Genomic DNA, 23,401 nt, shown 5'->3' with positions numbered 1-23,401 from the left:
AATCGCTTTACTTGAGCGGGTTCCACGAGGCATCCAACAGGAAAAGACGGTGACTGCTATAAATTTAGTTAACTGAGGTTCGTCGACTCGATTTGTTTGAAATTATTCCAACCAGAGGGCGTGATCATGGGTGCCATCTTAGCCATCACTCCGGCTCCAGATACCGATACCGACGTGTTGAGTTTGGCCATGGAGTTGGCGCGAAACCGGGGAGGCAGTCTGGTGGTCCTGCACCACTGTGAGACGCCAGGGGAGGCGCTTGACCTGGCTCAGTCACAGCGGATGGAGCACAGGTTGGAAGAGCGAAGTGGTCTGACGGTGCAACTCCACAGTGAATGTGGCCGCTCTTTGCTGGAGGCGGTGACAGCGGTGTTGAGCCTGTCGAAGGTCGATTTAATCATCAAGGCTCAGCATTCGCACTCCAGGCTGCGTGCGACCGACCGGCAGTTTTTACAGCAATGTCCTGTGCCCCTGTGGTTACTGCATGAGGGTCGGAAGCGGTCCCGCAAGCAGGTGTTGCTTGCGCTGGATCTGGGGGGGCGAGGCGCGACCGTCCAGCGTTCCCATCGGGATCTGTTGGAGCAGGCCAAGTGGTTGAGCAAGATCCACCATGCCAAGCTGCACATCTTATATGTGCCGCCAATGGGGCGGCTATGGAAAGATCTGGATCTGATCAGCGCCCGGGAGCGGGCCGAGCGGGCGAAGTCTGTGCAGGCGCAATCGTTGGCCTGGTTGAACGCAGAGGGGCTGCCGCCTCCGCAGATCCACATCAAGGCGGGTGATCCCGCCCTAGTGATCCGGGAGCAGTGTGCCGAGCTCGGTGTTGGTACCCTGGTGCTGGGTCGTAAGCCACGGCGGGGCGTCATGGCTCGGCTTAAAGTGGATCTGCCCCTGAGGTTGATGGGGCAGCTATCCTGCCATCTGCTGCTGGTGCCGCAGCGTTGAGGCAATAAAAAGGCCCCTTGCGGGGCCTTTGTGCTGTTTAACGCCGGGTTAGACGTTGAACAGGAAGTGGATCACGTCGCCGTCTTTGACGATGTAGCCCTTACCTTCGGAGCGCTTCTTACCGGCATCCTTGGCGGCATTTTCGCCGCCGAGCTCGATGTAGTCGTCGTAGGCGATCACTTCGGCACGGATGTAGCCACGCTCGAAGTCGGTGTGGATCTTACCGGCCGCCTGAGGGCCGGTAGCACCCACAGGGATGGTCCAGGCACGCACTTCCTTCACCCCTGCGGTGAAGTAGGTCTGCAGGTTGAGCAGCTCATAGCCGGAGCGGATCACCCGGTTCAGACCCGGCTCCTCGATCCCCAGATCGGCCATAAACTCTTCACGCTCTTCGTCGTCCAGCTCGGCGATCTCGGATTCGATCTCGGCACAGACAGGTACCACGACGGCATTTTCCTTGGCGGCAATGGCGCGAACCTGGTCCAGGTAAGGATTGTTCTCGAAGCCGTCGTCGTTGACGTTGGCGATGTACATGGTGGGCTTGAGGGTCAGCAGGCCCATGTACTGGATGATGGCCAGTTCATCTTCGGTCAGTTCGACGGAGCGGGCCATGTCACCGGCTTCCAGGGCAGGCTGGATCTTCTCCAGCACGGCGATCTCGGCCTTGGCGTCTTTATCGCCGCCCTTGGCACGTTTGCCCAGGCGGAAGATGGCTTTTTCCACGGCATCCATATCGGCCAGGGCCAGCTCGGTGTTGATCACCTCAATGTCCTCGGCCGGGTTCACGCCGCCGGCGACGTGAACGATGTTGTCGTTTTCGAAGCAGCGGACAACGTGACCGATGGCATCGGTTTCCCGGATGTTGGCCAGGAACTTGTTGCCCAGGCCTTCACCGGTGGAGGCGCCTTTCACCAAACCGGCGATATCAACGAACTCCATGGTGGTGGGCAGAACACGCTGAGGATTAACAATTTTCGCCAGTGCGTCGAGACGTTGATCCGGCACAGGTACCACGCCTGTGTTTGGCTCAATGGTACAGAAGGGGAAGTTGGCCGCTTCGATGCCGGCTTTGGTCAGTGCGTTGAACAGGGTGGATTTGCCTACGTTTGGCAGGCCCACGATGCCACATTTAAAACCCATGGTGATGTTAACCTTTGTCGTCGATTAGGCCGGTTGGGCCGAGAAAGTGTGGAGGCGGTTTTGTGCCTTGGTCATGCCATCTTTTAACAAGATGTCGATGCTGCGGCACGCCTCATCAATGGCCTCGTCCATGGCCCGTTGTTCAGTGGCTGGGGCCTTGCCCAGCACATAACCGGTTACGCGGTTGCGATCGCCCGGATGGCCGATCCCGATACGCAGCCGGAAAAAATTCTTGTTATTGCCCAGCCGGGCAATGATGTCTTTGAGGCCGTTGTGACCGCCGTGGCCGCCACCCTGCTTGATGCGGGCAACGCCCGGTGGCAGATCCAGTTCGTCATGGGCTACCAGGATCTCCTCGGGCTCGATGCCGTAGAAGTTGGCCAGGGTACCGACGGACTTGCCAGACAGGTTCATAAAGGTCGTGGGGATCAGCAGGCGCAGATCGGTGCCACCACTTTGGATCCGGCCGGTCAGGCCGAAGAATTTGCTCTCCGCCTTCAGGGTCACGTTGTGCTGGCGTGCCAGCTCATTTACCAGCCATTCACCGGCATTGTGGCGGGTGTTGGCGTATTCGGGGCCTGGATTTGCCAGGCCCACGATCAAACGGATGTTACTGCTCACCGTTACTCTTCTGTATTTTCACTGTTGTCTGCATCTGCGTCCTCATCTTCACTGGCGCCTTTGGCCGGCTTGATGGTGACGATGGACAGATCCTGACTGTCTTCGCCTTTGCTCAGTGCCACCAGTTCGACCCCCTCGGGCAGGGTGATGTCGTGCAGGTGCAGGCTCTGGCCAGCTTCCAGTTCCTTGATATCCACGTCGATAAACTCGGGCAGATGTTTCGGCAGGCAGCGAACCTCAACCTCGTTGAGCAAGTGCATTACGGTCCCTCCGGCGCGGGCTCCGGCACTGTCCTCTTCATTAACGAAGTGCAGTGGCACGGTGGCGTTCATGGCTTCACCACGAACGATGCGCTGGAAATCCAGGTGCTGCAACTTGGGTTTATAGGGGTGACGCTGGATCGCCTTGACGATCACTTCTTCCTTCACCCCATCGATATTGAGGGTCAGCACATGGCTGTAAAACGCCTCATTTTCCTGGGCCTTGTTGATGGCATTGTGTGCCAGGGTCAGGGCCACGGCTTCTTTGTCGCCACCGTACAGCACTGCGGGGACGCGACCTTCCCGACGCAACCGGCGGCTCGCTCCGGTGCCAATATCGGTACGGATCTGTGCGTCAAACTCAAAATCTGACATGGGTGTTTCTCCTTGAATGGGTGTGTTTCCCGTTTCCGCGACCAGAAACGGGTCTATATCCTTATATACCAATCCCGCCGATCCTGTGGGTTGTCTTGCATGCGTTCCCGTCTGCGGGGGTGGCAACTGACAAAAGGCGACGCAGTTTACCACTTTGAGGTGGATGGGCTCAAATGGCACGGGGCCACCCGCTTGGGTGGCCCCGTTTATGGCTTAAGGTTGCGGTAACTCACACCCCAGATCACTGAGCGAATTGCTGTAGGTGATCTCACCTTGTGGCTCGAAGTCGGCGACCGAAATGGTGCCGAGATCTTCCATAAAGTTACGGAGCACGACGGCATCGACGTTGCCGGTGTCGAGGACCTCGATGATCGGGTAGTTATCCCCCCCGGCGGCGGAGAAGCTGGGGATGGTAAACAAGTACTCACTGTCCGCCTCATACCCCAGGCCACCGATATCGCTGATCGCCACGGTATTGGCCTCGCAGTCCACGGTCATGGTCACGCCGGCAATTTGGGCGTAGCCACCGGAGCCGCGCTGTATGCTGGCGACCTCACCCAGATAAGCGCTGACTTCGGCGCCGGTCATGGTGCCCAGGGAGATGATGTTGCCAAAGGGCTGCACCGTCAGCACATCCCGGTAGGTGATCTCACCCGCTGCAATGGAGTCCCGGACCCCTCCGGAGTTCATGATGGAAAAGTGGGTGCCCGGCGTGGCACTTTGTTGCGCCAGGGCGATGAGCCGGCCCAGATTGGTTTGCTGGCTGCGCACCACGTTGCGATCCCCCTCCAGTTTGCCGTCGGAGGTGGCGATGGTGACACCCAGCTCTGCATCCCCGGCCTGCTGGTAGGGCAGGAGTACGGAGTGCACCAGAGGATCCGGAGCAATGGCGTCGGCCACCAGGTTGCCCTCGTCATCCTTGAGGTTCACCGGTACCAGGGCGTAGTTGATCAGATTGAGCTGGCCATTGAGGTATTCAAAGTCAGCCCGTCCGACGTACTTGCCCCATTCATGGGCCTGGACGATGTAGGTGCCGTTTTTCATGTCGGGGATGCAGGGATCACCGGGGACAAAGTCGACGTACTCGCCGGAGCCGTCCCCCTTAACGCACACGGGATTTTGCGAATGCCCGCCGACGATCAGATCCAGGGCGCCCTCATCCAGGGACTCGGCCAGGGCGACATCACCGGGGGCGGCGCTGCCGTTGGCGCCATTTTGGTAATGGCCCATATGGGTAACGGCAAAGATCAGATCCGGTGAGTCCTGGGTTTCGATCTGGGGCAACAGCAGGGCGGTTTCTATCTTGGGATCACGAAACTCCAAACCCTCGACAAACTCTGGATTGGCCAGCCGACCGGTATCCTCGGTGGTCAGGCCGATCACGGCAATGGAGACGCCATTGACGTCAAACAGCTCGTAGGGCTGGAACACCCGATCATCGCCGTCGTAGATGTTGGCGGATAGGAAGGGGAACAGGGCCAGATCCTGCTGCATCTCCAGCACGTCCCTGGGGTTGTCGAACTCATGGTTGCCCACGGCCATGGCGTCGTACTCCATCAGATTCATGCCGACGAAATCCGGCACCGCCTGTTGCAGATCGGACTCGGGCACCCCGGTGTTGATGTCGCCGCCGGACAGCAGCAGGACTTCACCGCCCTCGGCTTCGACCTCAGCGGTGAGTTGATCGATCAGCGTCTTGCGGGCGGCCATGCCCAGCTCACCGTCCCGGTTGGTCCAGAACCGGCCATGGTTGTCGTTGGTGTGGAGGACAGTGAACTTGATTGGTTCGGGTCCGGGCTGAGCGGGGGTGTTTTTATCGCGGTTGTCATCACAACCGAGCAGCAGTGTGGGGAGGAGCAGAAAAAGGAGTCTATGGGTTGAGGCAGTCATAACTGAGTTCCTTGCGTTACCTTTGCCGAGAAAAGGTAGCAGTGCCCCGGTTATTCTGCGCGAACAAAAACGCCCCGCTCGGCTAGGCCGGGCGGGGCGCTGTCACCTTGCGTGAGCTTAGTGCTCGAACATGGCGGAGATGGATTCCTCGTTGCTGACACGACGAATGGCTTCGGCCATCACACCGGACATGGTCAGCTGAGTCACTTTACCGGTAGCCTTCATCTCTTTGGACAGCGGCACGGTATCGGTGACGATCACTTCGTCGATCACGGAATCTTTGATGTTCTGCGGCGCCTTGCCGGAGAAGATCGGGTGGGTGGCGTAGGCGAAGACGCGACGGGCGCCGTGCTCTTTGAGCGCTTCCGCGGCCTTGCACAGGGTACCACCGGTATCGATCATGTCATCGACGATGATGCAGTCACGGTCTTTTACGTCACCGATGATGTGCATCACCTGGGAAACGTTGGCCGCAGGGCGACGCTTGTCGATGATGGCCAGATCGCTGTCATCCAGAAGTTTGGCCACGGCACGGGCACGAACCACACCACCGATGTCCGGGGAAACCACAACCGGGTTGTCCAGGTCGCGACGCTGCATGTCTTCCAGCAGTACCGGGCTACCGAACACGTTATCAACAGGCACATCGAAGAAGCCCTGGATCTGCTCGGCGTGGAGATCACAGGTCAGCACGCGGTCAACACCGACGCTGGACAGGAAATCGGCAACCACCTTGGCGGTGATCGGCACACGGGCAGAGCGTACACGGCGATCCTGACGGGCGTAGCCGAAGTAGGGGATCACTGCGGTGATGCGACCGGCGGAGGCACGACGCAGGGCATCGACCATTACGACGAGTTCCATCAGGTTGTCGTTGGTCGGAGCGCAAGTGGACTGGATAAGGAAAACGTCAGAACCACGGACGTTTTCGTTGATCTGGACGCTGATCTCACCGTCGGAAAAACGGCCAACTTCGGCGTCGCCGAGGGTTGAGTAGAGGCGCTGGGCGATGAGTTTCGCTAGTTCCGGGTTGGCGTTACCGGTAAACAGCTTAATGTCGGGCACGGGATAAACCTCAGGCTTGTTAGCTTTGGGACTGAACGAACGCACGAATTGGGTCGCTCATAACCCTCGAAAGAACCAGTCTTGCTTTTTGGTACTGTTCTATCTCTTACCCGCCGCATTGGGCGGGTAATCAAGATCAACCGTTGTCCTCTCGGAGCCGCGGTTGAAAAATCTTTGTCGTTATTGGCCGAGCATGGCCAAAAGGGGAGAGCGGTTGCAACCTTGGGTTACCTGCGCTGTCCACCCTTCGGGCAATGCTGCCTGGGCAGCTTCGGCACTGTTCTTGTCAGAGAACACTCCGAACACACAGCTGCCGGTACCGGTCATTTTTGACGGCGCATATTCTAGCAACCAGCCCAAGGCCTTTGCAACTTGTGGGTAGGTGTCGCAAACCACCTGCTGGCAGTCATTTTTCCATTGCTCGCTGCGGTGTTCAAGCCCTGTGATCTTGGGCGTGTTTCGAGGCAGTTCTGGGTGGTTAAACACCTCGGCAGTGCTCACTTCCACGTTCGGGATCACGAGAAGGTACCAGGGCTCCTCCACCTCAACGGGACGCAACTGTTCACCCACCCCATCGGCCATGGCGGCATGTCCGCGAACAAACACCGGCACATCGGCGCCCAGACTCAAGCCCATCTCGGCCAGGCTGTCTTCACTGATCTGGGTTTGCCACAGATGATTGAGGGCAACCAGAGTGGTGGCGGCATCCGACGAACCGCCGCCAATGCCTCCGCCCATCGGCAGTTGTTTATCCAACTCAATGTCGGCACCCAAATGTGTACCACTGTGTTGTTGCAACATCCGCGCCGCCCGGACGATCAAATTGTCTTCGTTGGCTACGCCCGGGATCGCCGGACTCAGGGTGATCTGACCATCCTCACGGGGGGTGAAGCGAAGGCGATCCCCCCAGTCGATAAATTGAAACAGGGTCTGCAGTTCGTGGTAGCCATCTTCGCGACGGCCATTGATATGCAGGCACAGGTTGAGCTTGGCCGGGGCGGGCCACCAGGGGGATGGGATCGGGGAATCGGTGGTCATGGTGTGATCAGGGCTCGCTTTGCCAATGAGAAATCGCCAATTTTATGCGTTGTTCACCCTGGCGCAACTCCAGTTGACGGGGCACCTTGTGATCGGACTGTTGTTGCCACCCCAAGTAGCGTAACTGCCAGCGTTCTTGCGTCCTGGGATGGATCAGCTCCAGGCTGAGGGGATCGCCCTGTTCGTCAAAACGGACACTGGTGTTGTCGCCGGGATCTCCCAGCAGATATTGGGATAGGGCAACCAGGGGCAGATCCCAGCCGGTCATACGGTGGATCAGTTGTTCGGGGCTGCTTCCGGTGTGGCTCTTGCCATCAACCGTGACAGTGGCCAGGCCCGGTTGGGCGGTCAGGCTGAGCAGGGTCGTACCGAAGGGGTTGGTCAGACGCAGATCATCCTGGCCACTGCGGCCCAGGTGGCGCCAATGCAGGTTGGCCGATACTCGCTCGTCCGGGGTGATCACCCCCAATTTGCCACGCAGATGCCAGTTTTGATCCGTGGCGATGCTGGCATCACTGGCCGGCGGCTGAAAACTGGCGCAGGCACCAAGAAGGCTGACAAGTAACAGGGTCGAAAATGATTTGACGAAAAGGTTAAGCATTATTGTCCTACTTTGTGCGCTTGGCCGCATTCATGATGGGAATGATGCCGGGATGTCCGATAAATATTTCATCGAGACACACTTTATGCATAGAATTGCCCAGCGCCAGGGGTTGAAAAAGGAACGGGCATTTCGCTAATTTTGCCATGACGTTAGTTGCTATTGGGATCAATCACAAGACCGCCAGCGTGACGCTGCGGGAGAAAGTCGCATTTGGGCCGGACATCCTTGGTGATGCGCTGAAGAGCCTGGCTGCGCAAACGCGTACCGGCGAAGCGGTCATCGTGTCGACCTGTAACCGGACTGAGTTGTACACCAACCAGGTAGAGAGTGAGCGCCTGATCCAGTGGCTCAGCCATTTCCATAACCTGGAAGAAACCGAACTGCGCGAGTGCATCTACCTGCATACGGGTCAAAAAGCGGTGCAGCATCTGCTGCGGGTTTCCGCGGGCCTGGATTCCCTGGTGTTGGGCGAACCGCAGATCCTGGGACAGATCAAGAAAGCCTTTTTCGATGCCCGGGAGATGGGCACCATCGCCCACACCCTCGATCGACTGTTTCAGCATACCTTCAAGGTCGCCAAGCGGATCCGGACGGAAACCGAGATCGGCGCATCGGCCGTCTCCGTGGCGTTTGCCGCCGTAAATCTGGCCCGACATATCTTCGACGACCTGTCCAAGGCCAAGGTGATGCTGGTGGGGGCGGGGGAAACCGTTGAACTGGTGGCTCGTCACCTCAATGAACAGGGCGCGAAGGATCTGGTGGTGGCCAACCGCACCCTGGCCCGGGCCGAGGGGATGGCCGATGAGTTCGGTGCTAGGGCCATCACCCTGCCGCAAATTCCCGATCATCTGCATGAGTGCGATATCGTGATCTCCTCCACCGCATCGCCGCTGCCGATCCTGGGTAAGGGGATGGTGGAGAATGCCCTGAAGAAACGGCGTCAGCAGGCGATGCTGCTGGTGGATATCGCCGTTCCTCGGGATATCGAGGCGGAGGTGGCCGATCTGGAAAATGCCTACCTCTACACGGTCGACGATCTTCAAGGGATCGTGCAGAAGAACATGGCCAACCGGCTCGAAGCCGCTGAGCAGGCGGAGCTGATCGCCCAGGAGCAGTCGCTGGAGTTCCTCAACTGGCTGCGGGGGCTCGATTCGGTGGCCACCATCAAGCAGTACCGGGAGCAGAGCGATGAGCACAAGCAGGCGGCGCTGGCACGGGCGCTGGAGCGGCTGGAGCAGGGGGCCGATCCTCAGGCGGTGATGGGCGAATTGGCCAACAAACTCACCAATAAATTGATCCACTCGCCCACTCAAGCACTGTCCAAGGCGGCCCGCAGTGGTGACTTGGACAGCCTCGACCTCTTGCGCTCGGCCTTGGGGATCAACGACAATTAGTGACATTCCCCCGAATTAAGACCACAACGGCCCGCCTCGCGGGCCGTTGTGCATAGATAAGGTACCCCATGAAGCCCTCTGTATACGCAAAGTTGGAAGGTCTGGTTGAACGCTATGAAGAAGTTCAGGCGTTGCTGGGTGAGTCCGATGTGATCACCGATCAGGATCGTTTTCGCGCCCTGTCCAAGGAGTACGCCCAGCTCGAAGAGGTGGTCGAAGCTTTTCGTGCCTACCAGCAGGGGCTGGAGGACATCGAAACCGCCCAGGAGATGCTGGATGATCCGGACATGGCGGAGATGGCTGCGGAAGAGATGGCCGAGGCCAAGAGCAACTGTGCTCGCCTCGAAGATGAACTGCAGATCCTGTTGCTGCCGAAAGATCCCAAGGATGACAACAACTGCTTCGTGGAGATCCGCGCCGGTGCCGGAGGAGACGAGGCGGCGATCTTTGCCGGTGATCTGCTGCGCATGTACAGCCGCTACGCCGAAAATGTTGGCTGGAAGGTGGAGCTGATCTCCGCCAACCAGGGCGACCACGGTGGTTACAAAGAGGTGATCGCCAAGGTGAGTGGCGACGCGGTGTACGGCAAGATGAAGTTCGAATCCGGGGGACACCGGGTTCAGCGGGTCCCGGCCACCGAGTCCCAGGGCCGCATTCACACCTCCGCCTGCACCGTGGTGGTGATGCCGGAAATTCCCGAAGCCGAGGCGATCACCATCAATCCGGCAGATCTGAAAGTGGATACCTTCCGCGCCTCCGGGGCAGGTGGCCAGCACGTCAACAAAACCGACTCCGCCATTCGCATCACCCACATCCCGACCGGCACCGTGGTGGAGTGTCAGGATGATCGCTCCCAGCACAAGAACCGGGCCAAGGCGATGGCGGTACTCGGTGCCCGCCTGCAGCAGGCCGAAGATGAGAAGCGCAAGGCCGAGGAGACCGATGCCCGTCGCTCCCTGGTGGCTTCCGGCGATCGTTCGGAGCGGATCCGCACCTATAACTATCCTCAGGGCCGGGTGTCCGATCACCGCATCAACCTGACCCTGTATCGCCTCAATGAGGTGATGGAGGGGGATCTCAACGCCCTGATGGATCCCATTCTTCAAGAACACCAGGCCGACATGCTGGCGGCCCTGGCCGAGGATTAAGGCGGTGCGTATTGATCAATGGCTGGCGCAGGCTGGTCAGATCCTGGCCCAGGCGGACAGCCAGAGCGATCCAGACAGCCCGGTGATCGATGCCGAGGTCTTGCTGCTGGCTCGCCTGGACAAGCCCCGCAGCTTCCTCTTTACCTGGCCCGAGCATCCGTTGGATGACGCGTTGCAGCAGCAACTTGAGCAGGATCTGCAGCGCCGCTTTGCCGGTGAGCCGGTGGCCCACATTACCGGCCACCGGGAGTTCTGGACCCTGACCCTGGAAACCGATGCCAGCACCCTGATCCCCAGACCCGACACCGAGTCTCTGGTGGAGGCGGCCTTGGCCCTGCCCCTGCCTACCGACGCCAAGGTGGTGGATCTGGGGACAGGTACGGGCGCCATTGCCCTGTCCCTGGCCAGTGAGATGCCGTCCTGGCACGTGTGTGCGGTGGAGTACAGCCCGGATGCCGCAGCGCTGGCCCGGCGTAATGCCCAGCGGCTGGGATTGCCGGTGATCGTGCATCAGGGTAGCTGGTATGAGCCCCTGGGGACGCAGCGCTTCGATCTGATCGTCTCCAACCCGCCCTATATCGATCCGCAGGATCACCATCTGGACGAGGGAGATGTCCGTTTCGAGCCCAAGTCGGCGCTGATCGCCGATAACCATGGACTCGCCGATATCGAACATCTGGCGGCGCAGGCCGGTTCACACCTGAACCCAGGGGGCGTCCTGATGGTGGAGCACGGCTATGACCAGGGCGAAGCGGTGCGGGACATTTTTGTTGCAGCGGGTCTCCAGGCGGTGCGCACCGGCCGGGATCTGGGCAAGCGAGATCGTTATACCCTGGGCGTGCAGCCCGGCTGACGACGCTATACATTCGCTCATGATTGCCGCTACGATGGGCAATGACTTTGATATTAGGGAAGAACTCTTATGGCTTATGATGCCTTGAAGCACCTCCACCTGACCCTGATCGGTGTAAGCGTCAGCCTGTTTGTGCTGCGATTTGCCTGGTCGATGCGGGACTCGGTGATGATGGAGAGGAAGTGGGTGCGGATCCTGCCTCATGCCATCGATACCCTCCTGTTGCTGTCCGGGGTGGCATTACTGGGGATGGGCAGCTGGGTGCTGGCGAGTCAGCCCTGGTTTACCGAGAAGATGATCGCCTTACTGGCGTACATCTTTCTTGGGGTGATCACCTTCAAATTGCCACGAGGCAAACTGTTTAAACTCTTTGCCTTTCTGGGGGCCCTGGGGTGGCTCTACTACATGGCGGTGCTGGCCATGGGCAAAACCCCCATGCTTTTGAGCTAAGTTTTAACTGCTTTAACACGGGGCCTGATTGCGAAGAGCGAAGGCCCCGCTCTGCGGTAGGTCGTCACGGGAGGCAGGATGGAAGAGGTCTGGATCACCAACCCCGCATCGGTACTTGGGCTTTTGATGGTCGTACTGGGCGCGGTGTTTTACACCTGCCATTCGGATCACCCCTTCTGGCGTGGCTTCTACCGCTTCATTCCCGCCCTGCTGCTGTGCTACTTCATCCCCTCCCTGCTCAACACCTTCGGCGTGATCGATGGCAGTGACAACACCCTGTACTACATGGCGTCCCGTTTCCTGCTGCCCACCGCTTTGGTGCTCTTGACCCTGAACCTGGATCTCAGGGCGATCGCTTCATTAGGACCCAAGGCCATCGTGATGTTCCTGGCCGGTACCCTGGGGATCGTGCTTGGCGCGCCCGTTGCCCTGCTGCTGATCTCGGCCCTCTATCCGGAGCTGCTTAATGGCCATGGCCCCGAGGCCGTGTGGCGGGGCATGACCACGGTGGCGGGCAGTTGGATTGGCGGTGGTGCCAACCAGACGGCCATGAAGGAGATCTACGGGGTGGGGGACACCATCTTCTCCGCCATGATTGCCGTGGATGTGCTGGTGGCCAATGCCTGGATGGCGGTATTGCTGGTACTGGTGCCGCGAGCGGCACGCTGGGACGCTCGGATGGGGGCGGATACCCGGGCGCTGCACGCGCTGAAGGATAAGATGGAAGCCTGGCAGGCGCAGCACGCCCGTATTCCCTCGTTGCGTGATCTGATCCTCATTTTGGCGGTGGGCTTTGGGGCCACGGGTCTGGCACACTATGGCGCAGACCGGATAGCCCCCTGGTTTATAGCGCATTATCCCGAGCTTGAACGCTATAGTCTGCACTCGGGCTTCTTCTGGCTGATGGTCCTGTCCACCACCATCGGGGTGCTGTTGTCCCTGACCTCGGCCCACAAGCTCGAGGCGGTGGGGGCATCCAAGGTCGGTTCCCTGGGGATCTATGTGCTGGTCGCCGCCATCGGCATGCATATGGACATCAAGGCGGTGCTGGACGCGCCCCTCTATTTCTTGTTGGGCGCGGTGTGGATGCTGGTGCACGCGATCATTATGTTGCTGGTGGCCAGGGCGATCCGCGCGCCGCTGTTTTACATGGCGGTGGGCAGTCAGGCCAATGTGGGCGGGGCGGCCAGCGCCCCCGTGGTGGCCGCCGCCTTTCATCCGGCCCTGGCCCCGGTTGGGGTCCTTCTGGCAGTGCTGGGTTATGTCTTGGGAACATACATGGCCTGGTTCTGCGGACAAATTTTACAGGCACTGGCCAGTTGAGGCCGGTGCAAAGAGAACGAGTGAGGATTTAGCATGAATGCAGTCACCCTGAAGGTGGGTCAATGCGACGTGGCCAACGACAAGCCCTTTGTCCTGTTTGGTGGCATGAACGTTCTGGAGTCCCGGGATCTGGCGATGCGCATCGCCGAGCACTATGTGCAGGTGACCGAGAAGCTGGGCATTCCCTATGTATTTAAAGCCTCTTTCGACAAGGCAAACCGCAGCTCCATCCACTCCTACCGTGGACCGGGCATGGAAGAGGGCCTGAAGATCTTCCAGGAGATCAAGGACACCTTCAAGGTGCCGCTGATCACCGATGTGCATACCCCGGAGCAGGCTGCGCCGGTCGCCGAGATCTGCGACGTGATCCAGCTGCCCGCCTTCCTGGCCCGTCAGACCGATCTGGTGGCGGCCATGGCCAAAACCGATGCGGTGATCAACGTCAAGAAGCCCCAGTTCCTCAGCCCGGGCCAGATGAAGAACATCGTTGAGAAGTTCCGTGAGGGCGGCAACGAGAAGATCATCCTGTGTGAGCGGGGCGCCAACTTCGGCTACGACAACCTGGTGGTGGATATGCTGGGCTTTCGCACCATGAAGGAGTGCAGCGGCGGCATGCCGGTGATCTTCGACGTGACCCACTCGCTCCAGTGCCGCGATCCCCTGGGCGCCGCCTCCGGTGGCCGTCGTCACCAGACCGTCGAGCTGGCCAAGGCCGGCATGGCAACCGGCCTGGCCGGCTTGTTCCTGGAAGCCCACCCGGATCCCGATAACGCCAAGTGTGACGGTCCGTCAGCCTTCCCACTGGACAAACTGGAGCCCTTCCTGGCCCAGATGAAGGCGCTGGATGATCTGATCAAATCCCAGCCGGATCTGGGTATCGAGTAAGCCGGTGCGTTAGCCCAGGCAACCGGGCTGAGTACAAAAAACCGCGATCGGGACAGGCGCCCGGTCGCGGTTTTTTATTGGATTTTCGTCGGGGAGGACGGCTGGGGGCGTCTTCCGGTGTTTTGTTAAAACACACCCATTGATACCGATTAAGGTATGTTAAAGCGACAGCTGAATTTTAGAAGTTGTACTGGGCACCGATACCGAATACACCTACTGAATTAGACTCTTTGCCGTCGTCAACGAACGCCTTTGTCGTTTCAAAGTAATAATTTGTGTATTCGAAACGGAGGGTGACTTTTTGAAACTTAGGTGGCGTATAGGATAAACCCACGGCCGAGACAATGGCATCACCGGTGCTACTGTTTTCGATTTCTTCACCAAATAAATCGAAGGTTTGGGTGTAATTGAGCGCGGTAAGACCTAAGCGGCCATATAATTCAAAACCGCTACTGCCAAGTGGCACTATGCCATTTGCTGTAACGCTGAATCCAAACAGATCTAAAGAAGTAAATACGTCTTCATGGCCTTCAAATTCGCCAAGGTCAACAACATTTCCTTGTATAGCTAAATATTTGTTAAATCTAAAACCACCAAATCCGGTGTAGCTGGTGGCATTGTCGTCACGCAAATCGCTGTTGTCATAATGACTGCTTCCTAGCGCAAGACCGGCATACCATCCTCGGTTGACTGTGGTATCGGCCAAAACCATGGTGCTGGCTAAAGATAAAACACCTGCGACAATAACTTTCCGTTTCATGGGTATCATTCCCTGATCTCTTATTGTATTTAAACGAATATAAAACTGGGCGTTTGTGCGACCGTTTTAATTACGATGACAAACGCTAACAGGAGAACAAAAGTCAGGCAAATTGATGCTTACCGTTTGTTGACATATTGTGAGCGGGTTGGCATGTCCACAAAATGATTGGAGTCAGGCCATATGAAGCCGTGGAGATAGAGAGCTACGCCAGCTCTGTTATCGGCTGAAATTAGGCTGTGGGATGCGAGGTGGCTTCGGTCAAAACTGGATGGCGCTTGATCTCGGTCATAGGTGTGCGATTGTTACGCCTCCACACTGGTCGAACCAGAAGGAAGGAGCCAATGCATGGATCTGCAGCAAGAGTTTGAACAGGCAAAGGCCACCATAGAGGCTTGGCACAGTCGTCCCAGTGGAACACGCCTGAGCGGGCTGATTTCGCCCAGGAGCAGTCATTGAGCACCTGTACGCATTACCCAGACGTAGGTTAGATTAGGCGCGCACCAAAGTGGCCAAAACGAAAAGGGGTGATCCGCCGTAATCTGACATAGTGGCATCGCTATTGGCACGGGCTCATCGGTCCGATCCCAGATCTCAATGTCAGCGGCATCGCTATTGGCACGGGCTCATCGGTCCGATCCGAGATCTCAATGTCAGATTACGCGAAAAGAGCGCTCGCTAACCTGACATGGTTTTAAGCCGCTCTGTTGCCATTGGTCCTCCAGGGGAGGGGTGGCACCGTGCGCGTTAGGTGATCCCCCACCTGTTCGCGCCGCGCAGGCGGCAGCGCGCTTTTTAGTAGGAGCGGGGGCTTCGCCCGGCTGCGCGCCCCGCCACAACCCCGTTTGTCCCCCTGCGGCGCAGTCTGCCGGGCAGGAAGCCCAAATAGCGCACTCACAAGGAGCGGAGGGAGCGGCTTTGAAGTCGGCGAAGGTACAGGGTGGATATCGGGTTTGGGAGGCGGGTTTCTCCCTCGTAGCTGGCTGGTCCAATATTGATGAGAGACTCAGGGCATGAAGCGGTCATTTGCAAAGCTCTTACTAGGATTTCCGCAGTATTTGACGACAATCAATGACCCAAGCCGATCTCAGTTGAAAAGATCGTGACTCTTAATCAATATCATGGCGCACATCGACGACGAAACAGAGCAGCAAGGGGGCCTAGAAGTACTAACCAAATCGGTGTGCCGGAGCCACTCAGGTGTTTGTGGGTCTCAATAGTGACCTGTGCGACCTCCGAGTTTTCGGCACCGTCATTAACTAAGTAATGAAACACTGCGGTGTATGCCTGGCCTTTCGCTGGTGTGTAGCGGAACCAACCCGAACTTGAGTTTACGAACAACTCACCACGTACGTCACTTTTCACGACTGAGTACTCAAGTCGATCATCGTCCTGATCAAATGCTTGCAAGTTACCGGTGACTACGTGGTTTTTCGCTCCGGTAAACGCCATATCTTCCGCTACGGGGCGGGTATTGGTTCGATTGATGCGTACCTGTGCCCGATCAGTAGCTCCGAATGGATCGCTCACTTCAAAGCTAAATTCGTCATAACTGGGGCCGCTGACTTTGCCTCCCGTATAGACCAGGCGTCCATTTTTCTGACTGCTCCAGCGATAATTGCCATTGCTGGGAGCCACGATGATCTCATAGTCAATGGCGTCGCCGTCGGGATCTTCTGCCTGCAATGCAATGTCAATGTGGCCTCGCCAGTGAACCTCCAGCTCCATTGGGGAAGCGATAGGCGCCCGATTGCCAACGTCCAAGATAAGCGTGGCAGGGGGGAGTGTGGTTTGGCCGACCATGGCGCTGTATTGCAACGTCTCCTGGCCAAATGCGTCGCCTGAGGGTTTATATCGAAATGTACCAGAGACAGGATCAATAAAGGCTAACTCGCCTAATTGAGGCTGTCCATGCAGATGATACCGAGTCACGTCGAACTCATTTGTCGCCAGATCTTCCTGGAGTGTGCCAGAGCCCCAGCTTTGAAGATAAAGGTCGGGCAGCTTTGGTAGTTCGACGTCAGATCTAACCTCGTACACTGTAAGCTGTGTTCCTCCCGCTACCAGCAGGTCCTTCCCGTGGATGTTCGCGTGCTTCACTCGCCGTTGAAGATTTTCGTGGGGTTGCCACCACAGTGTGGTTGTCTGTTGCGGTGAATATAGACCAAAGCCATCGTCGCAGTTATACAAGATGGTTTGATCTGGCATCACGTTGACCGCCTCAATGCTTGACTCACACAGAGCAGTTTGCTGCAGGGCTGAACCCTCTGGCGTGATCTGAACGAGCTGCCCATCGGTGGTACCGATGGCGATGGTGCCTTGGTCAGCCACCAATGCGTTGGAGGATATAGGGGCTGGGAAGTGGGTCAGACGGTTGTCTTCAATATCGAATCGGTACACGTTGCCGTTCATTAGGGCGAAGATAGCACCGGTGCTTGGATCCACGCTTAGGTCGATCAGTCGATCGGAGTGGAACCGCCCAACTTGCTTAAGCTGCCCCTCCAGCGGATCGATGATGAACATCTCACCTTGGCTGGTGGCAGCCACCAGCCAGTCATGGTCGGCACGGCTAGTAGGCAGCGCCTCCAGATGGACGATTGGAGATCTGGTATCCAGTTTGAGTTCATGCAGTAACTCACCGTTTGCACCATCCAGGATCATCACAACAGGATTCCAGGCACTTGGGTCGATCCCCAACAGCGCCATGGGAGTGTTGTGGTTACTTTCATGGATAAAGCCGATGGCCGTTACATCGCGCTCGTAGGGCTGTTGATCGAAGTGGGCCCAATGCGTCGCTTTAGAGTTGAGATCGATCAAGGCAGTGCCAAGATCTTTGGGGTTCGAGCCCAAGCCGATACCAAAAAACAAAGCCATTCCATCATCGAACGGCAAAAGCTCCGGGCTGTGGTAAGGCGCGACCAAGGCTCCTTGTTGGGCTACGAGTTCTTCATTTCGCCAGTTCCACAATTGAACATCATTAGTTCGTCCCCAGATAATCTTGTGATAGCCGTGGTCATCGGCATTCCCCAACCAAACCGAGGTGGTACTGCCGGAGCCTACGCTGAATTGGCGCCATAGCACTCTGCCGTCGAAAGGATCCAACACGGTCAGTTGACTGCCACTGCTCTCTGTGAAGATCAGTTTTGGAGCGACCCCATCTTCCCCTTTGTGCAATCGGAAGTTATCGAGGTTAGAAACATTACTATATTGCCAAAGCGCTTCGTCGTGTGTGGGGCTGTAAGCGGCCAATCTCCAGTGTTGCAGATCGAGGACTTCAGTAAGGCCGTCTCCAGTAATATCCAAGGCAAAAAATCTGCCATCCAGGCGATGGGGGTACTTACCTGCAAGAACAAACTCCGTGTTGTTCCAGCGGTAGATACTGCCATCTTCAAAAAGCAGTTCAATGGCATCCGCAGCCTCAAATGCCCCCACTTCAACGCGTCCTTTGGCAAGGTGGAAACTGTCCACCATGGTCCAAGTCGCGGGATCCCAGATGGAGAGAACTCCCGCGCCTTGTTGCACCAGGATCCAAGGGCTCCCGTCAGGCCCAATGGGAAGGGAGTGGATATCGACGGCGATCCTACCGTTGAGGTCCCCCCCTCCTAGCGCTGGCAGTTTCAGTGACTTCAATACCAGCTCTGTTTCCAGATCCATCACGATCAGCGAACTGCTGCCTTCGCGGTCATGCAAATTAAACAGTGCTAGATCGCTGCGGGTATTGGGGTCGAAGAAGTGTGTCAGGGTGCGGACACTTCTGTGGTAGCGATCCCCTAGCATCACTCGACGATCTATAGTGACGCCTTCTCGCAGATCTAGTCGGTACAAGGACGTTGAGTCATTGAAGGGGGTATCGCTGCCTGTGGCCCAAAAGATATCGCCCCGCTTATTGCCAGCGGGGATCACACCTCGGGAGCCCATTCTTTCCGGTACCACGATAAGCCCATCTACGTGACTGACAGTAATGTCTATCGGCCATTGAGGCTTCGCCCATAGCGAGAATGGGTAGATAAGGAGGAAGATACGCAGGATACGGAGACTAGACATTTTCATAAGGGCAAGACGACCTCTGAACAAACCGGGCCACTATTACCAATAGGAGCTTCATTGAGGGGCACTATACAGTCCGCCGAACGTCATTCAATCGCTGAGCGGTAAACTGTGATGCCTACCGTCGCAAAGAGCGAGATTTTTGTCAGGAAGATTCGGTATCGAGCGGGCTCCATAGTGTACTGGACGCACTCGAGGAGTGGATTGAGCGAGAGCTTATTCGATGATGGCTAACGGAGCCTTGGTTTCTGAGAGCGTCTAACCGGCCGGATTTGGCGCCGCAGCGGGTGCAGACCCGGAGAGTGCCGGGCTTCCCTGATCCAAGGTCAACATGGTGGCTTCATCCGCCCCACTGCGGCTATGTCGAACAGGCATAAAGGTCTCGACGTAGATCAGGGCGCGTATCCATGTGGCCATGGCCATCAGAGTCGATGCGCCATAACCTGACACAGCGGCTGAACCCAGATCTCAATGTCAGGTTACGCGAAAAGAGCGCTCGCCTGACCTACGGCAGCGGCATCGCTATTGCCACGGGCTCATCGGTCCGATCCGAGATCTCAATGTCAGATTACGCGAAAAGAGCGCTCGCTAATCTAACCTACCCCAAACATTGTTATTCAAGTTCAATGGCCTGTTTGGCGCCGAACCGGCCTGTCGCTCTGATCCTTCCTAGTGCCTGGCACCGCAGCGATCCTAGGCACTTGCGTCTGCTCATGGTGCCACTGGTACTTTGCCCGCTTCGGCCGAAACTGGATAGCGTTTGATCTCGGTCATAGGTGTGCGGTTGTTACGCCTCTACACTGGTCGAACCAGAAGGAAGGAGTGAATGCATGGATCTGCAGCAAGAGTTTGAACAGGCGAAGGCCGTTATTGAAGGGTGGCACAGTCGCCCCAGTAATGAACAGTTACTGGCTTTGTATGGTAGCTATAAGCAGGCGACCGTGGGGGATGTACAAGGCAAGCGTCCAGGGCTGTTTGATTTTCAGGCCGGGGCGAAATACGCCGCCTGGGAGGAGCAAAAGGGGATGAGTGCCGAGCAGGCGATGCAGCGTTACATCGATACCGTGGCTTTGATCACCGGCTAGCCTTGGCGGGAAAAGCCGGGCAGTTCAGGCTTGGTAGTTAAGGTCGGTCTAGATGAAAGCCCATGTAGCAAAAAGCCGCACTGGATCTATCCGGTGCGGCTTTTCTGTTTTGCCGGGTCAATGGCAATAGCGATGATCCTTGGATCACTCCGCGTCTTCTTCGTCGGAGGCGGTATCGACACGGGCAAGCAATTGCGGCTGGCCCATCTCCATGGTGGCGAACTGGCCATGCAACTCATTACGGTCTTGTTGCAGGCTCACCTGTACCTCTTGGTGCAGATCTTGGATATCCATTTCCACAGGTTCAGGGCTCATGGGGATCAACAACAGTGCGGAAGATAAAACAACTACAGCAGACATGATGACACTCCTAGTAAGGCTCCCGAAGGGGAAGTTTTATAACGGGCTAAAATTTAACCGTTTGCTGTGTCGTCGACAAGCGAGTTAATGTACACTTCGGCATTAGAAAAACTAATCAAGAAGACCTCCTATGTCCCGTCGCCTTCCCCCCCTGAATGCCGTCAAGGCCTTCGAAGCTGCGGCCCGCCACTTGAGCTTTACCCGGGCCGCTGAAGAGTTGTTTGTCACTCAGGCGGCAGTCAGCCACCAGATCAAGGGGCTTGAAGAGCACTTGGGTCTGAAGCTGTTTCGGCGGCGAAACCGCTCCCTGCTGCTGACGGAGGAGGGGCAGAGCTACTTCCTCGATATCAAGGATCTCTTTACCCAGTTGGCCGATGCCACCGAACGCCTGCTGGCTCGCAGCGCTACCGGCTCGCTTACCGTCAGCATGACCCCGAGTTTTGCTATCCAATCCCTGGTGCCCAGGCTGGCGCGTTTTTCCGAGTTGCATCCGGAGATCGATGTGCGGATCAAGGCGGTGGATCGAGACGATGATTCACTGACCGAAGATGTGGATGTGGCCATCTATTTCGGCCGTGGCAAATGGCCGGGGTTGCGCGCCGATAAGCTGCGCAGCGAGTGCCTGGTCCCCGTCTGTTCCCCCCGGTTGCTGAGTGGGCCCAAACCCCTGCGCAGCATTGAAGATCTGGCCAACCATACCTTGCTGCATGATATGACGCGGGATAACTGGAAGGCCTGGGCCAAACAGCATGGTAAGGGAATGGTCAATGTGAACGCCGGCCCCATCTTCAGCCACTCGTCGCTGGTGTTGCAGGCGGCGATCCACGGTCAGGGGATCGCCCTGGGATCTTCGGTGCTGGCCCGGCCCGAGGTGGAGGCCGGTCGCTTGGTTTGTCCCTTTGACAAGGTGTTGATGCATAAGAATGCCTATTACCTTGTGTGCCATGAGAGCCAGGAGGAGCTGGGCAAGATCCAGGCGTTTCGTGATTGGCTGATGAAAACCTTCGAGGAGGAGGCACACAGTGATCTTATCCCAAGCGTCGAGTGAGCATGGCTGGCCCGGCGAGCACCGATGGGACGGGCCCGTTGCCCCCAAGGTTCTGATCCTCCTGGCACATGGCGCCGGAGCCGGGATGGATCATGAGTTTATGCAGCAGATGGCCCAGGCCCTTACGGGGTTGGAGGGTCTGCCCCCGGGGATCGCCGTGCTGCGTTTCGAGTTCGATTACATGGCCAGAGCGAGGGCCGAGGGGAAGCGCCGTCCCCCGGATCGGCTGGCCAAACTGACGGAATGCTTTGACCGCTGGATTGAGGCCGCTAAGATAGCGCACCCCGACGCGAGCCTGGTACTGATGGGCAAGTCCATGGGCAGCCGGGTCGCGGCATTGTGTGGGGCCAAGGCCGAGGCGGTGGTAGCGCTGGGGTATCCCTTCCACCCTGTGGGTAAGCGGGAAGCGGACAAGTGGCGTTGGCAGCCTCTGCAGGAGTGCCCGGCGCCCCTGTTGATCCTGCAGGGGGAGCGCGATGCCTTTGGCAATGCTGCCGAGCTGGCGGTACAGACTCTGCCCGACGCCGTACGCCTGAGTTGGCTGACCGATGGGGATCACAGCTTTGTGCCGCGTAAGCGCAGCGGCCTGAGCCAGTCACAACTGATCGACCAGGCGGCACGCCTGGCCAGGGATTTTATCGAGAAGGAAGGGAAGGATGGCTAAGGTATTTGGCGTGATCGCCGCATTACTGGGGCTTTTGGCCACTGTATTAGGGGCCTACGGGGCCCATGGCCTGCCGGGCAAGGTTTCGCCCAATCTGCTGGCCAGCTTTGAAACGGCGGTGCAATACCAGTTTTATCACGTGCTGGCACTGCTGGGTGTGGCATTGGCCATGCGGCAGCGTGCCTGTCGCCTGTTGCTGGCGGCGGGCATCTGCTTTATCGCCGGCATGTTGGCTTTCTCCGGCAGCATCTACGCTTTGGTGCTGCTGGGTAACAAGTTTTTTGGCCCCATCACGCCGATGGGAGGCCTGGTTTTGATGATCGGGTGGGCGCTGTTGGCGGCGTCTGCCTGGAAGTGGGAGAAGCTAAATGAATAAAGTCTTGCTGCATTGCCGTCCCGGCTTTGAGAAAGACTGTGCGGCAGAGATCCAGGATCTGGCTGCCGAGGCGGGGATCTACGGATACCCTCGGCTGGAAAAAGAGAGTGGCTTCGTGGTGTTTGAAGGCTATGGCCAGGACGACGGCGAACGCCTGATGCAGACGCTGGATTTTTCTCAGATGATCTTTGCCCGCAGCTGGTTTGTGATCAGCGCCGAGCTGAGCGATATGGATCCGGCGGATCGGGTCAGTGCCGTGATGGCCGCGACCGAGGGATTGCCCAAGGCGGGCAAGCTCTGGGTGGAAAGCGGTGATGGCGATGCCTATCGCTCCATGCTCTCTTTTTGTCGCAAGTTTACCGTGCCCCTGCGTCAGGCGATGCGTAATGCAGGGCAGCTGACCAAGGCTGAAAAGGAGAAGATGCCGCGAGTTCACCTGTTCCTGACCGATTCGGCCAACGGCTACCTGGGTTACAGCCGATCCGATAACGGCTCCCAGTATTACATGGGGATCGAACGGTTGAAGTTCCCCTCGGATGCGCCGAGTCGCTCTACCCTGAAACTGGACGAGGCATTCTCTGTGTTTCTGACGCCGGCGCAGCAGGAGGAGCGGGCCCACTCTGGCATGCGGGCGGTGGATCTGGGGGCCTGTCCGGGGGGCTGGACCTATCAACTGGTGCGCCGGGGCATGTTTGTCAGTGCCGTGGACAACGGCGCGATGGCCCAGAGCCTGATGGATACCGGCCAGGTGACTCACCATGCCGCCGATGGGTTCAAATTTGAGCCGGAGAAGCCGGGCAATCATTGGCTGGTGTGCGACATGGTGGAGAAACCGGATCGAGTGGCCCAGTTGATGGCTCGCTGGTTGGTCAATCGCTGGTGTGAGCAGACCATCTTCAACCTCAAGCTGCCGATGAAGCAACGTTATGCCAGCGTCTGCGAATGTTTGAGCCAGTTAACGGAGATCCTACGCAGCTCTGGGGTACGCTATGAGCTCAAGGCGAAGCACCTGTACCATGATCGGGAAGAGATCACCGTGTACGTGCGTCGCACCAACTGACGAGTGAGGT

The 23,401-nt window shown here is 57.8% G+C and carries 23 protein-coding genes; 12 read left to right on the top strand and 11 right to left on the bottom strand.

The window, feature by feature from the left end; translation table 11 throughout:
- Positions 1-126: 126 nt before the first annotated feature.
- A complete protein-coding gene (locus AC2D8U_RS07780; protein ID WP_484618495.1) occupies positions 127-945 on the top strand; it encodes a universal stress protein in 819 nt (272 codons plus the stop codon).
- Between the two features lie 48 nt (positions 946-993).
- Here the strand turns inward: AC2D8U_RS07780 and ychF are convergent, their stop codons facing one another.
- From ychF to lolB, 7 genes are all read right to left on the bottom strand, one after another.
- Positions 994-2,085, bottom strand: a complete 1,092-nt coding sequence (gene ychF / locus AC2D8U_RS07775) for a redox-regulated ATPase YchF (RefSeq protein ID WP_484618494.1) — start codon at positions 2,083-2,085, stop codon at positions 994-996.
- Between the two features lie 24 nt (positions 2,086-2,109).
- On the bottom strand, positions 2,110-2,706 hold the full coding sequence (pth, locus tag AC2D8U_RS07770) for an aminoacyl-tRNA hydrolase (protein ID WP_484618493.1): 597 nt from the start codon (positions 2,704-2,706) through the stop codon (positions 2,110-2,112).
- A gap of 2 nt (positions 2,707-2,708) precedes the next feature.
- Positions 2,709-3,341 carry a 50S ribosomal protein L25/general stress protein Ctc gene (locus AC2D8U_RS07765; RefSeq protein WP_484618492.1) on the bottom strand — a complete coding sequence of 211 codons (633 nt, stop codon included), beginning with the start codon at positions 3,339-3,341 and terminating at the stop codon, positions 2,709-2,711.
- Positions 3,342-3,554: 213 nt separating this feature from the next.
- Positions 3,555-5,231: a bifunctional UDP-sugar hydrolase/5'-nucleotidase UshA gene (gene ushA, locus AC2D8U_RS07760; protein WP_484618491.1), complete on the bottom strand. Its 1,677-nt coding sequence runs from the start codon at positions 5,229-5,231 to the stop codon at positions 3,555-3,557.
- A gap of 117 nt (positions 5,232-5,348) precedes the next feature.
- Positions 5,349-6,296 carry a ribose-phosphate pyrophosphokinase gene (locus tag AC2D8U_RS07755; protein ID WP_484618490.1) on the bottom strand — a complete coding sequence of 316 codons (948 nt, stop codon included), beginning with the start codon at positions 6,294-6,296 and terminating at the stop codon, positions 5,349-5,351.
- A 180-nt stretch (positions 6,297-6,476) separates the two neighbouring features.
- Positions 6,477-7,334, bottom strand: a complete 858-nt coding sequence (ispE, locus tag AC2D8U_RS07750; RefSeq protein WP_484618489.1) for a 4-(cytidine 5'-diphospho)-2-C-methyl-D-erythritol kinase — start codon at positions 7,332-7,334, stop codon at positions 6,477-6,479.
- A gap of 7 nt (positions 7,335-7,341) precedes the next feature.
- Positions 7,342-7,935, bottom strand: coding sequence for a lipoprotein insertase outer membrane protein LolB (gene lolB, locus AC2D8U_RS07745; RefSeq protein ID WP_484618488.1), 594 nt, complete (start codon positions 7,933-7,935; stop codon positions 7,342-7,344).
- Between the two features lie 146 nt (positions 7,936-8,081).
- On the opposite strand from lolB, the gene hemA reads away from it, so the two are divergent.
- The 6 genes from hemA to kdsA all read left to right on the top strand — a co-directional run bounded on the left by hemA (position 8,082) and on the right by kdsA (position 13,991).
- Positions 8,082-9,332: a glutamyl-tRNA reductase gene (hemA, locus tag AC2D8U_RS07740; RefSeq protein ID WP_484618487.1), complete on the top strand. Its 1,251-nt coding sequence runs from the start codon at positions 8,082-8,084 to the stop codon at positions 9,330-9,332.
- Positions 9,333-9,400: 68 nt separating this feature from the next.
- Positions 9,401-10,480 (top strand): peptide chain release factor 1, encoded by a 1,080-nt coding sequence (gene prfA, locus AC2D8U_RS07735; protein ID WP_484618486.1) that lies wholly within the window; start codon positions 9,401-9,403, stop codon positions 10,478-10,480.
- 4 nt (positions 10,481-10,484) lie between these two features.
- Positions 10,485-11,333, top strand: a complete 849-nt coding sequence (gene prmC, locus AC2D8U_RS07730; protein ID WP_484618485.1) for a peptide chain release factor N(5)-glutamine methyltransferase — start codon at positions 10,485-10,487, stop codon at positions 11,331-11,333.
- 69 nt (positions 11,334-11,402) lie between these two features.
- On the top strand, positions 11,403-11,783 hold the full coding sequence (locus AC2D8U_RS07725) for a SirB2 family protein (RefSeq protein ID WP_484618484.1): 381 nt from the start codon (positions 11,403-11,405) through the stop codon (positions 11,781-11,783).
- 78 nt (positions 11,784-11,861) lie between these two features.
- A complete protein-coding gene (locus AC2D8U_RS07720; protein ID WP_484618483.1) occupies positions 11,862-13,106 on the top strand; it encodes a DUF819 family protein in 1,245 nt (414 codons plus the stop codon).
- A 33-nt stretch (positions 13,107-13,139) separates the two neighbouring features.
- Complete coding sequence (gene kdsA, locus AC2D8U_RS07715; RefSeq protein WP_484618482.1) at positions 13,140-13,991, top strand: 3-deoxy-8-phosphooctulonate synthase; 852 nt, start codon at positions 13,140-13,142, stop codon at positions 13,989-13,991.
- Between the two features lie 178 nt (positions 13,992-14,169).
- Here the strand turns inward: kdsA and AC2D8U_RS07710 are convergent, their stop codons facing one another.
- The 3 genes from AC2D8U_RS07710 to AC2D8U_RS07700 all read right to left on the bottom strand — a co-directional run bounded on the left by AC2D8U_RS07710 (position 14,170) and on the right by AC2D8U_RS07700 (position 19,215).
- Positions 14,170-14,751: an outer membrane beta-barrel protein gene (locus AC2D8U_RS07710; RefSeq protein ID WP_484618481.1), complete on the bottom strand. Its 582-nt coding sequence runs from the start codon at positions 14,749-14,751 to the stop codon at positions 14,170-14,172.
- A gap of 1,119 nt (positions 14,752-15,870) precedes the next feature.
- A complete protein-coding gene (locus AC2D8U_RS07705) occupies positions 15,871-18,528 on the bottom strand; it encodes an Ig-like domain-containing protein (protein WP_484618985.1) in 2,658 nt (885 codons plus the stop codon).
- 528 nt (positions 18,529-19,056) lie between these two features.
- On the bottom strand, positions 19,057-19,215 hold the full coding sequence (locus AC2D8U_RS07700; protein WP_484618480.1) for a hypothetical protein: 159 nt from the start codon (positions 19,213-19,215) through the stop codon (positions 19,057-19,059).
- A 413-nt stretch (positions 19,216-19,628) separates the two neighbouring features.
- On the opposite strand from AC2D8U_RS07700, the gene AC2D8U_RS07695 reads away from it, so the two are divergent.
- A complete protein-coding gene (locus tag AC2D8U_RS07695) occupies positions 19,629-19,883 on the top strand; it encodes an acyl-CoA-binding protein (RefSeq protein WP_484618479.1) in 255 nt (84 codons plus the stop codon).
- 144 nt (positions 19,884-20,027) lie between these two features.
- On the opposite strand, the gene AC2D8U_RS07690 is transcribed toward AC2D8U_RS07695, so the two are convergent.
- On the bottom strand, positions 20,028-20,243 hold the full coding sequence (locus AC2D8U_RS07690) for a hypothetical protein (protein ID WP_484618478.1): 216 nt from the start codon (positions 20,241-20,243) through the stop codon (positions 20,028-20,030).
- Between the two features lie 130 nt (positions 20,244-20,373).
- Here AC2D8U_RS07690 and AC2D8U_RS07685 point away from each other — a divergent pair, with 130 nt between their 5' ends.
- The 4 genes from AC2D8U_RS07685 to rlmM are packed head-to-tail and all read left to right on the top strand — an operon-like array spanning position 20,374 to position 23,391.
- Complete coding sequence (locus AC2D8U_RS07685; RefSeq protein ID WP_484618477.1) at positions 20,374-21,291, top strand: transcriptional regulator GcvA; 918 nt, start codon at positions 20,374-20,376, stop codon at positions 21,289-21,291.
- Positions 21,266-21,955, top strand: a complete 690-nt coding sequence (locus tag AC2D8U_RS07680; protein ID WP_484618476.1) for an alpha/beta family hydrolase — start codon at positions 21,266-21,268, stop codon at positions 21,953-21,955. Before AC2D8U_RS07685 ends, AC2D8U_RS07680 begins: the two co-directional genes overlap by 26 nt.
- Positions 21,948-22,331 (top strand): DUF423 domain-containing protein, encoded by a 384-nt coding sequence (locus AC2D8U_RS07675; RefSeq protein WP_484618475.1) that lies wholly within the window; start codon positions 21,948-21,950, stop codon positions 22,329-22,331. Before AC2D8U_RS07680 ends, AC2D8U_RS07675 begins: the two co-directional genes overlap by 8 nt.
- Positions 22,324-23,391, top strand: coding sequence for a 23S rRNA (cytidine(2498)-2'-O)-methyltransferase RlmM (gene rlmM / locus AC2D8U_RS07670; protein ID WP_484618474.1), 1,068 nt, complete (start codon positions 22,324-22,326; stop codon positions 23,389-23,391). The genes AC2D8U_RS07675 and rlmM overlap by 8 nt, the downstream gene beginning before the upstream one ends.
- Positions 23,392-23,401: the final 10 nt, after the last annotated feature.

This window comes from Ferrimonas sp. YIN67 (genome assembly GCF_057219095.1).
Note: the sequence above shows the minus strand (reverse complement) of the source record. Positions and strands in the feature narration are given on the sequence as shown.

Excerpts from the sequence above, each read along its gene's own strand:
- AC2D8U_RS07780 (WP_484618495.1), top strand. The coding sequence starts at position 127 with ATGGGTGCCATCTTAGCCATCACTCCGGCTCCAGATACCGATACCGAC.
- ychF (WP_484618494.1), bottom strand. The coding sequence starts at position 2,085 with ATGGGTTTTAAATGTGGCATCGTGGGCCTGCCAAACGTAGGCAAATCC.
- AC2D8U_RS07765 (WP_484618492.1), bottom strand. The coding sequence starts at position 3,341 with ATGTCAGATTTTGAGTTTGACGCACAGATCCGTACCGATATTGGCACC.
- ushA (WP_484618491.1), bottom strand. The coding sequence starts at position 5,231 with ATGACTGCCTCAACCCATAGACTCCTTTTTCTGCTCCTCCCCACACTG.
- ispE (WP_484618489.1), bottom strand. The coding sequence starts at position 7,334 with ATGACCACCGATTCCCCGATCCCATCCCCCTGGTGGCCCGCCCCGGCC.
- lolB (WP_484618488.1), bottom strand. The coding sequence starts at position 7,935 with ATGCTTAACCTTTTCGTCAAATCATTTTCGACCCTGTTACTTGTCAGC.
- hemA (WP_484618487.1), top strand. The coding sequence starts at position 8,082 with ATGACGTTAGTTGCTATTGGGATCAATCACAAGACCGCCAGCGTGACG.
- prfA (WP_484618486.1), top strand. The coding sequence starts at position 9,401 with ATGAAGCCCTCTGTATACGCAAAGTTGGAAGGTCTGGTTGAACGCTAT.
- AC2D8U_RS07725 (WP_484618484.1), top strand. The coding sequence starts at position 11,403 with ATGGCTTATGATGCCTTGAAGCACCTCCACCTGACCCTGATCGGTGTA.
- AC2D8U_RS07720 (WP_484618483.1), top strand. The coding sequence starts at position 11,862 with ATGGAAGAGGTCTGGATCACCAACCCCGCATCGGTACTTGGGCTTTTG.
- kdsA (WP_484618482.1), top strand. The coding sequence starts at position 13,140 with ATGAATGCAGTCACCCTGAAGGTGGGTCAATGCGACGTGGCCAACGAC.
- AC2D8U_RS07710 (WP_484618481.1), bottom strand. The coding sequence starts at position 14,751 with ATGAAACGGAAAGTTATTGTCGCAGGTGTTTTATCTTTAGCCAGCACC.
- AC2D8U_RS07705 (WP_484618985.1), bottom strand. The coding sequence starts at position 18,528 with ATGCTAGGGGATCGCTACCACAGAAGTGTCCGCACCCTGACACACTTC.
- AC2D8U_RS07700 (WP_484618480.1), bottom strand. The coding sequence starts at position 19,215 with ATGGCCACATGGATACGCGCCCTGATCTACGTCGAGACCTTTATGCCT.
- AC2D8U_RS07695 (WP_484618479.1), top strand. The coding sequence starts at position 19,629 with ATGGATCTGCAGCAAGAGTTTGAACAGGCGAAGGCCGTTATTGAAGGG.
- AC2D8U_RS07690 (WP_484618478.1), bottom strand. The coding sequence starts at position 20,243 with ATGTCTGCTGTAGTTGTTTTATCTTCCGCACTGTTGTTGATCCCCATG.
- AC2D8U_RS07685 (WP_484618477.1), top strand. The coding sequence starts at position 20,374 with ATGTCCCGTCGCCTTCCCCCCCTGAATGCCGTCAAGGCCTTCGAAGCT.
- AC2D8U_RS07675 (WP_484618475.1), top strand. The coding sequence starts at position 21,948 with ATGGCTAAGGTATTTGGCGTGATCGCCGCATTACTGGGGCTTTTGGCC.
- rlmM (WP_484618474.1), top strand. The coding sequence starts at position 22,324 with ATGAATAAAGTCTTGCTGCATTGCCGTCCCGGCTTTGAGAAAGACTGT.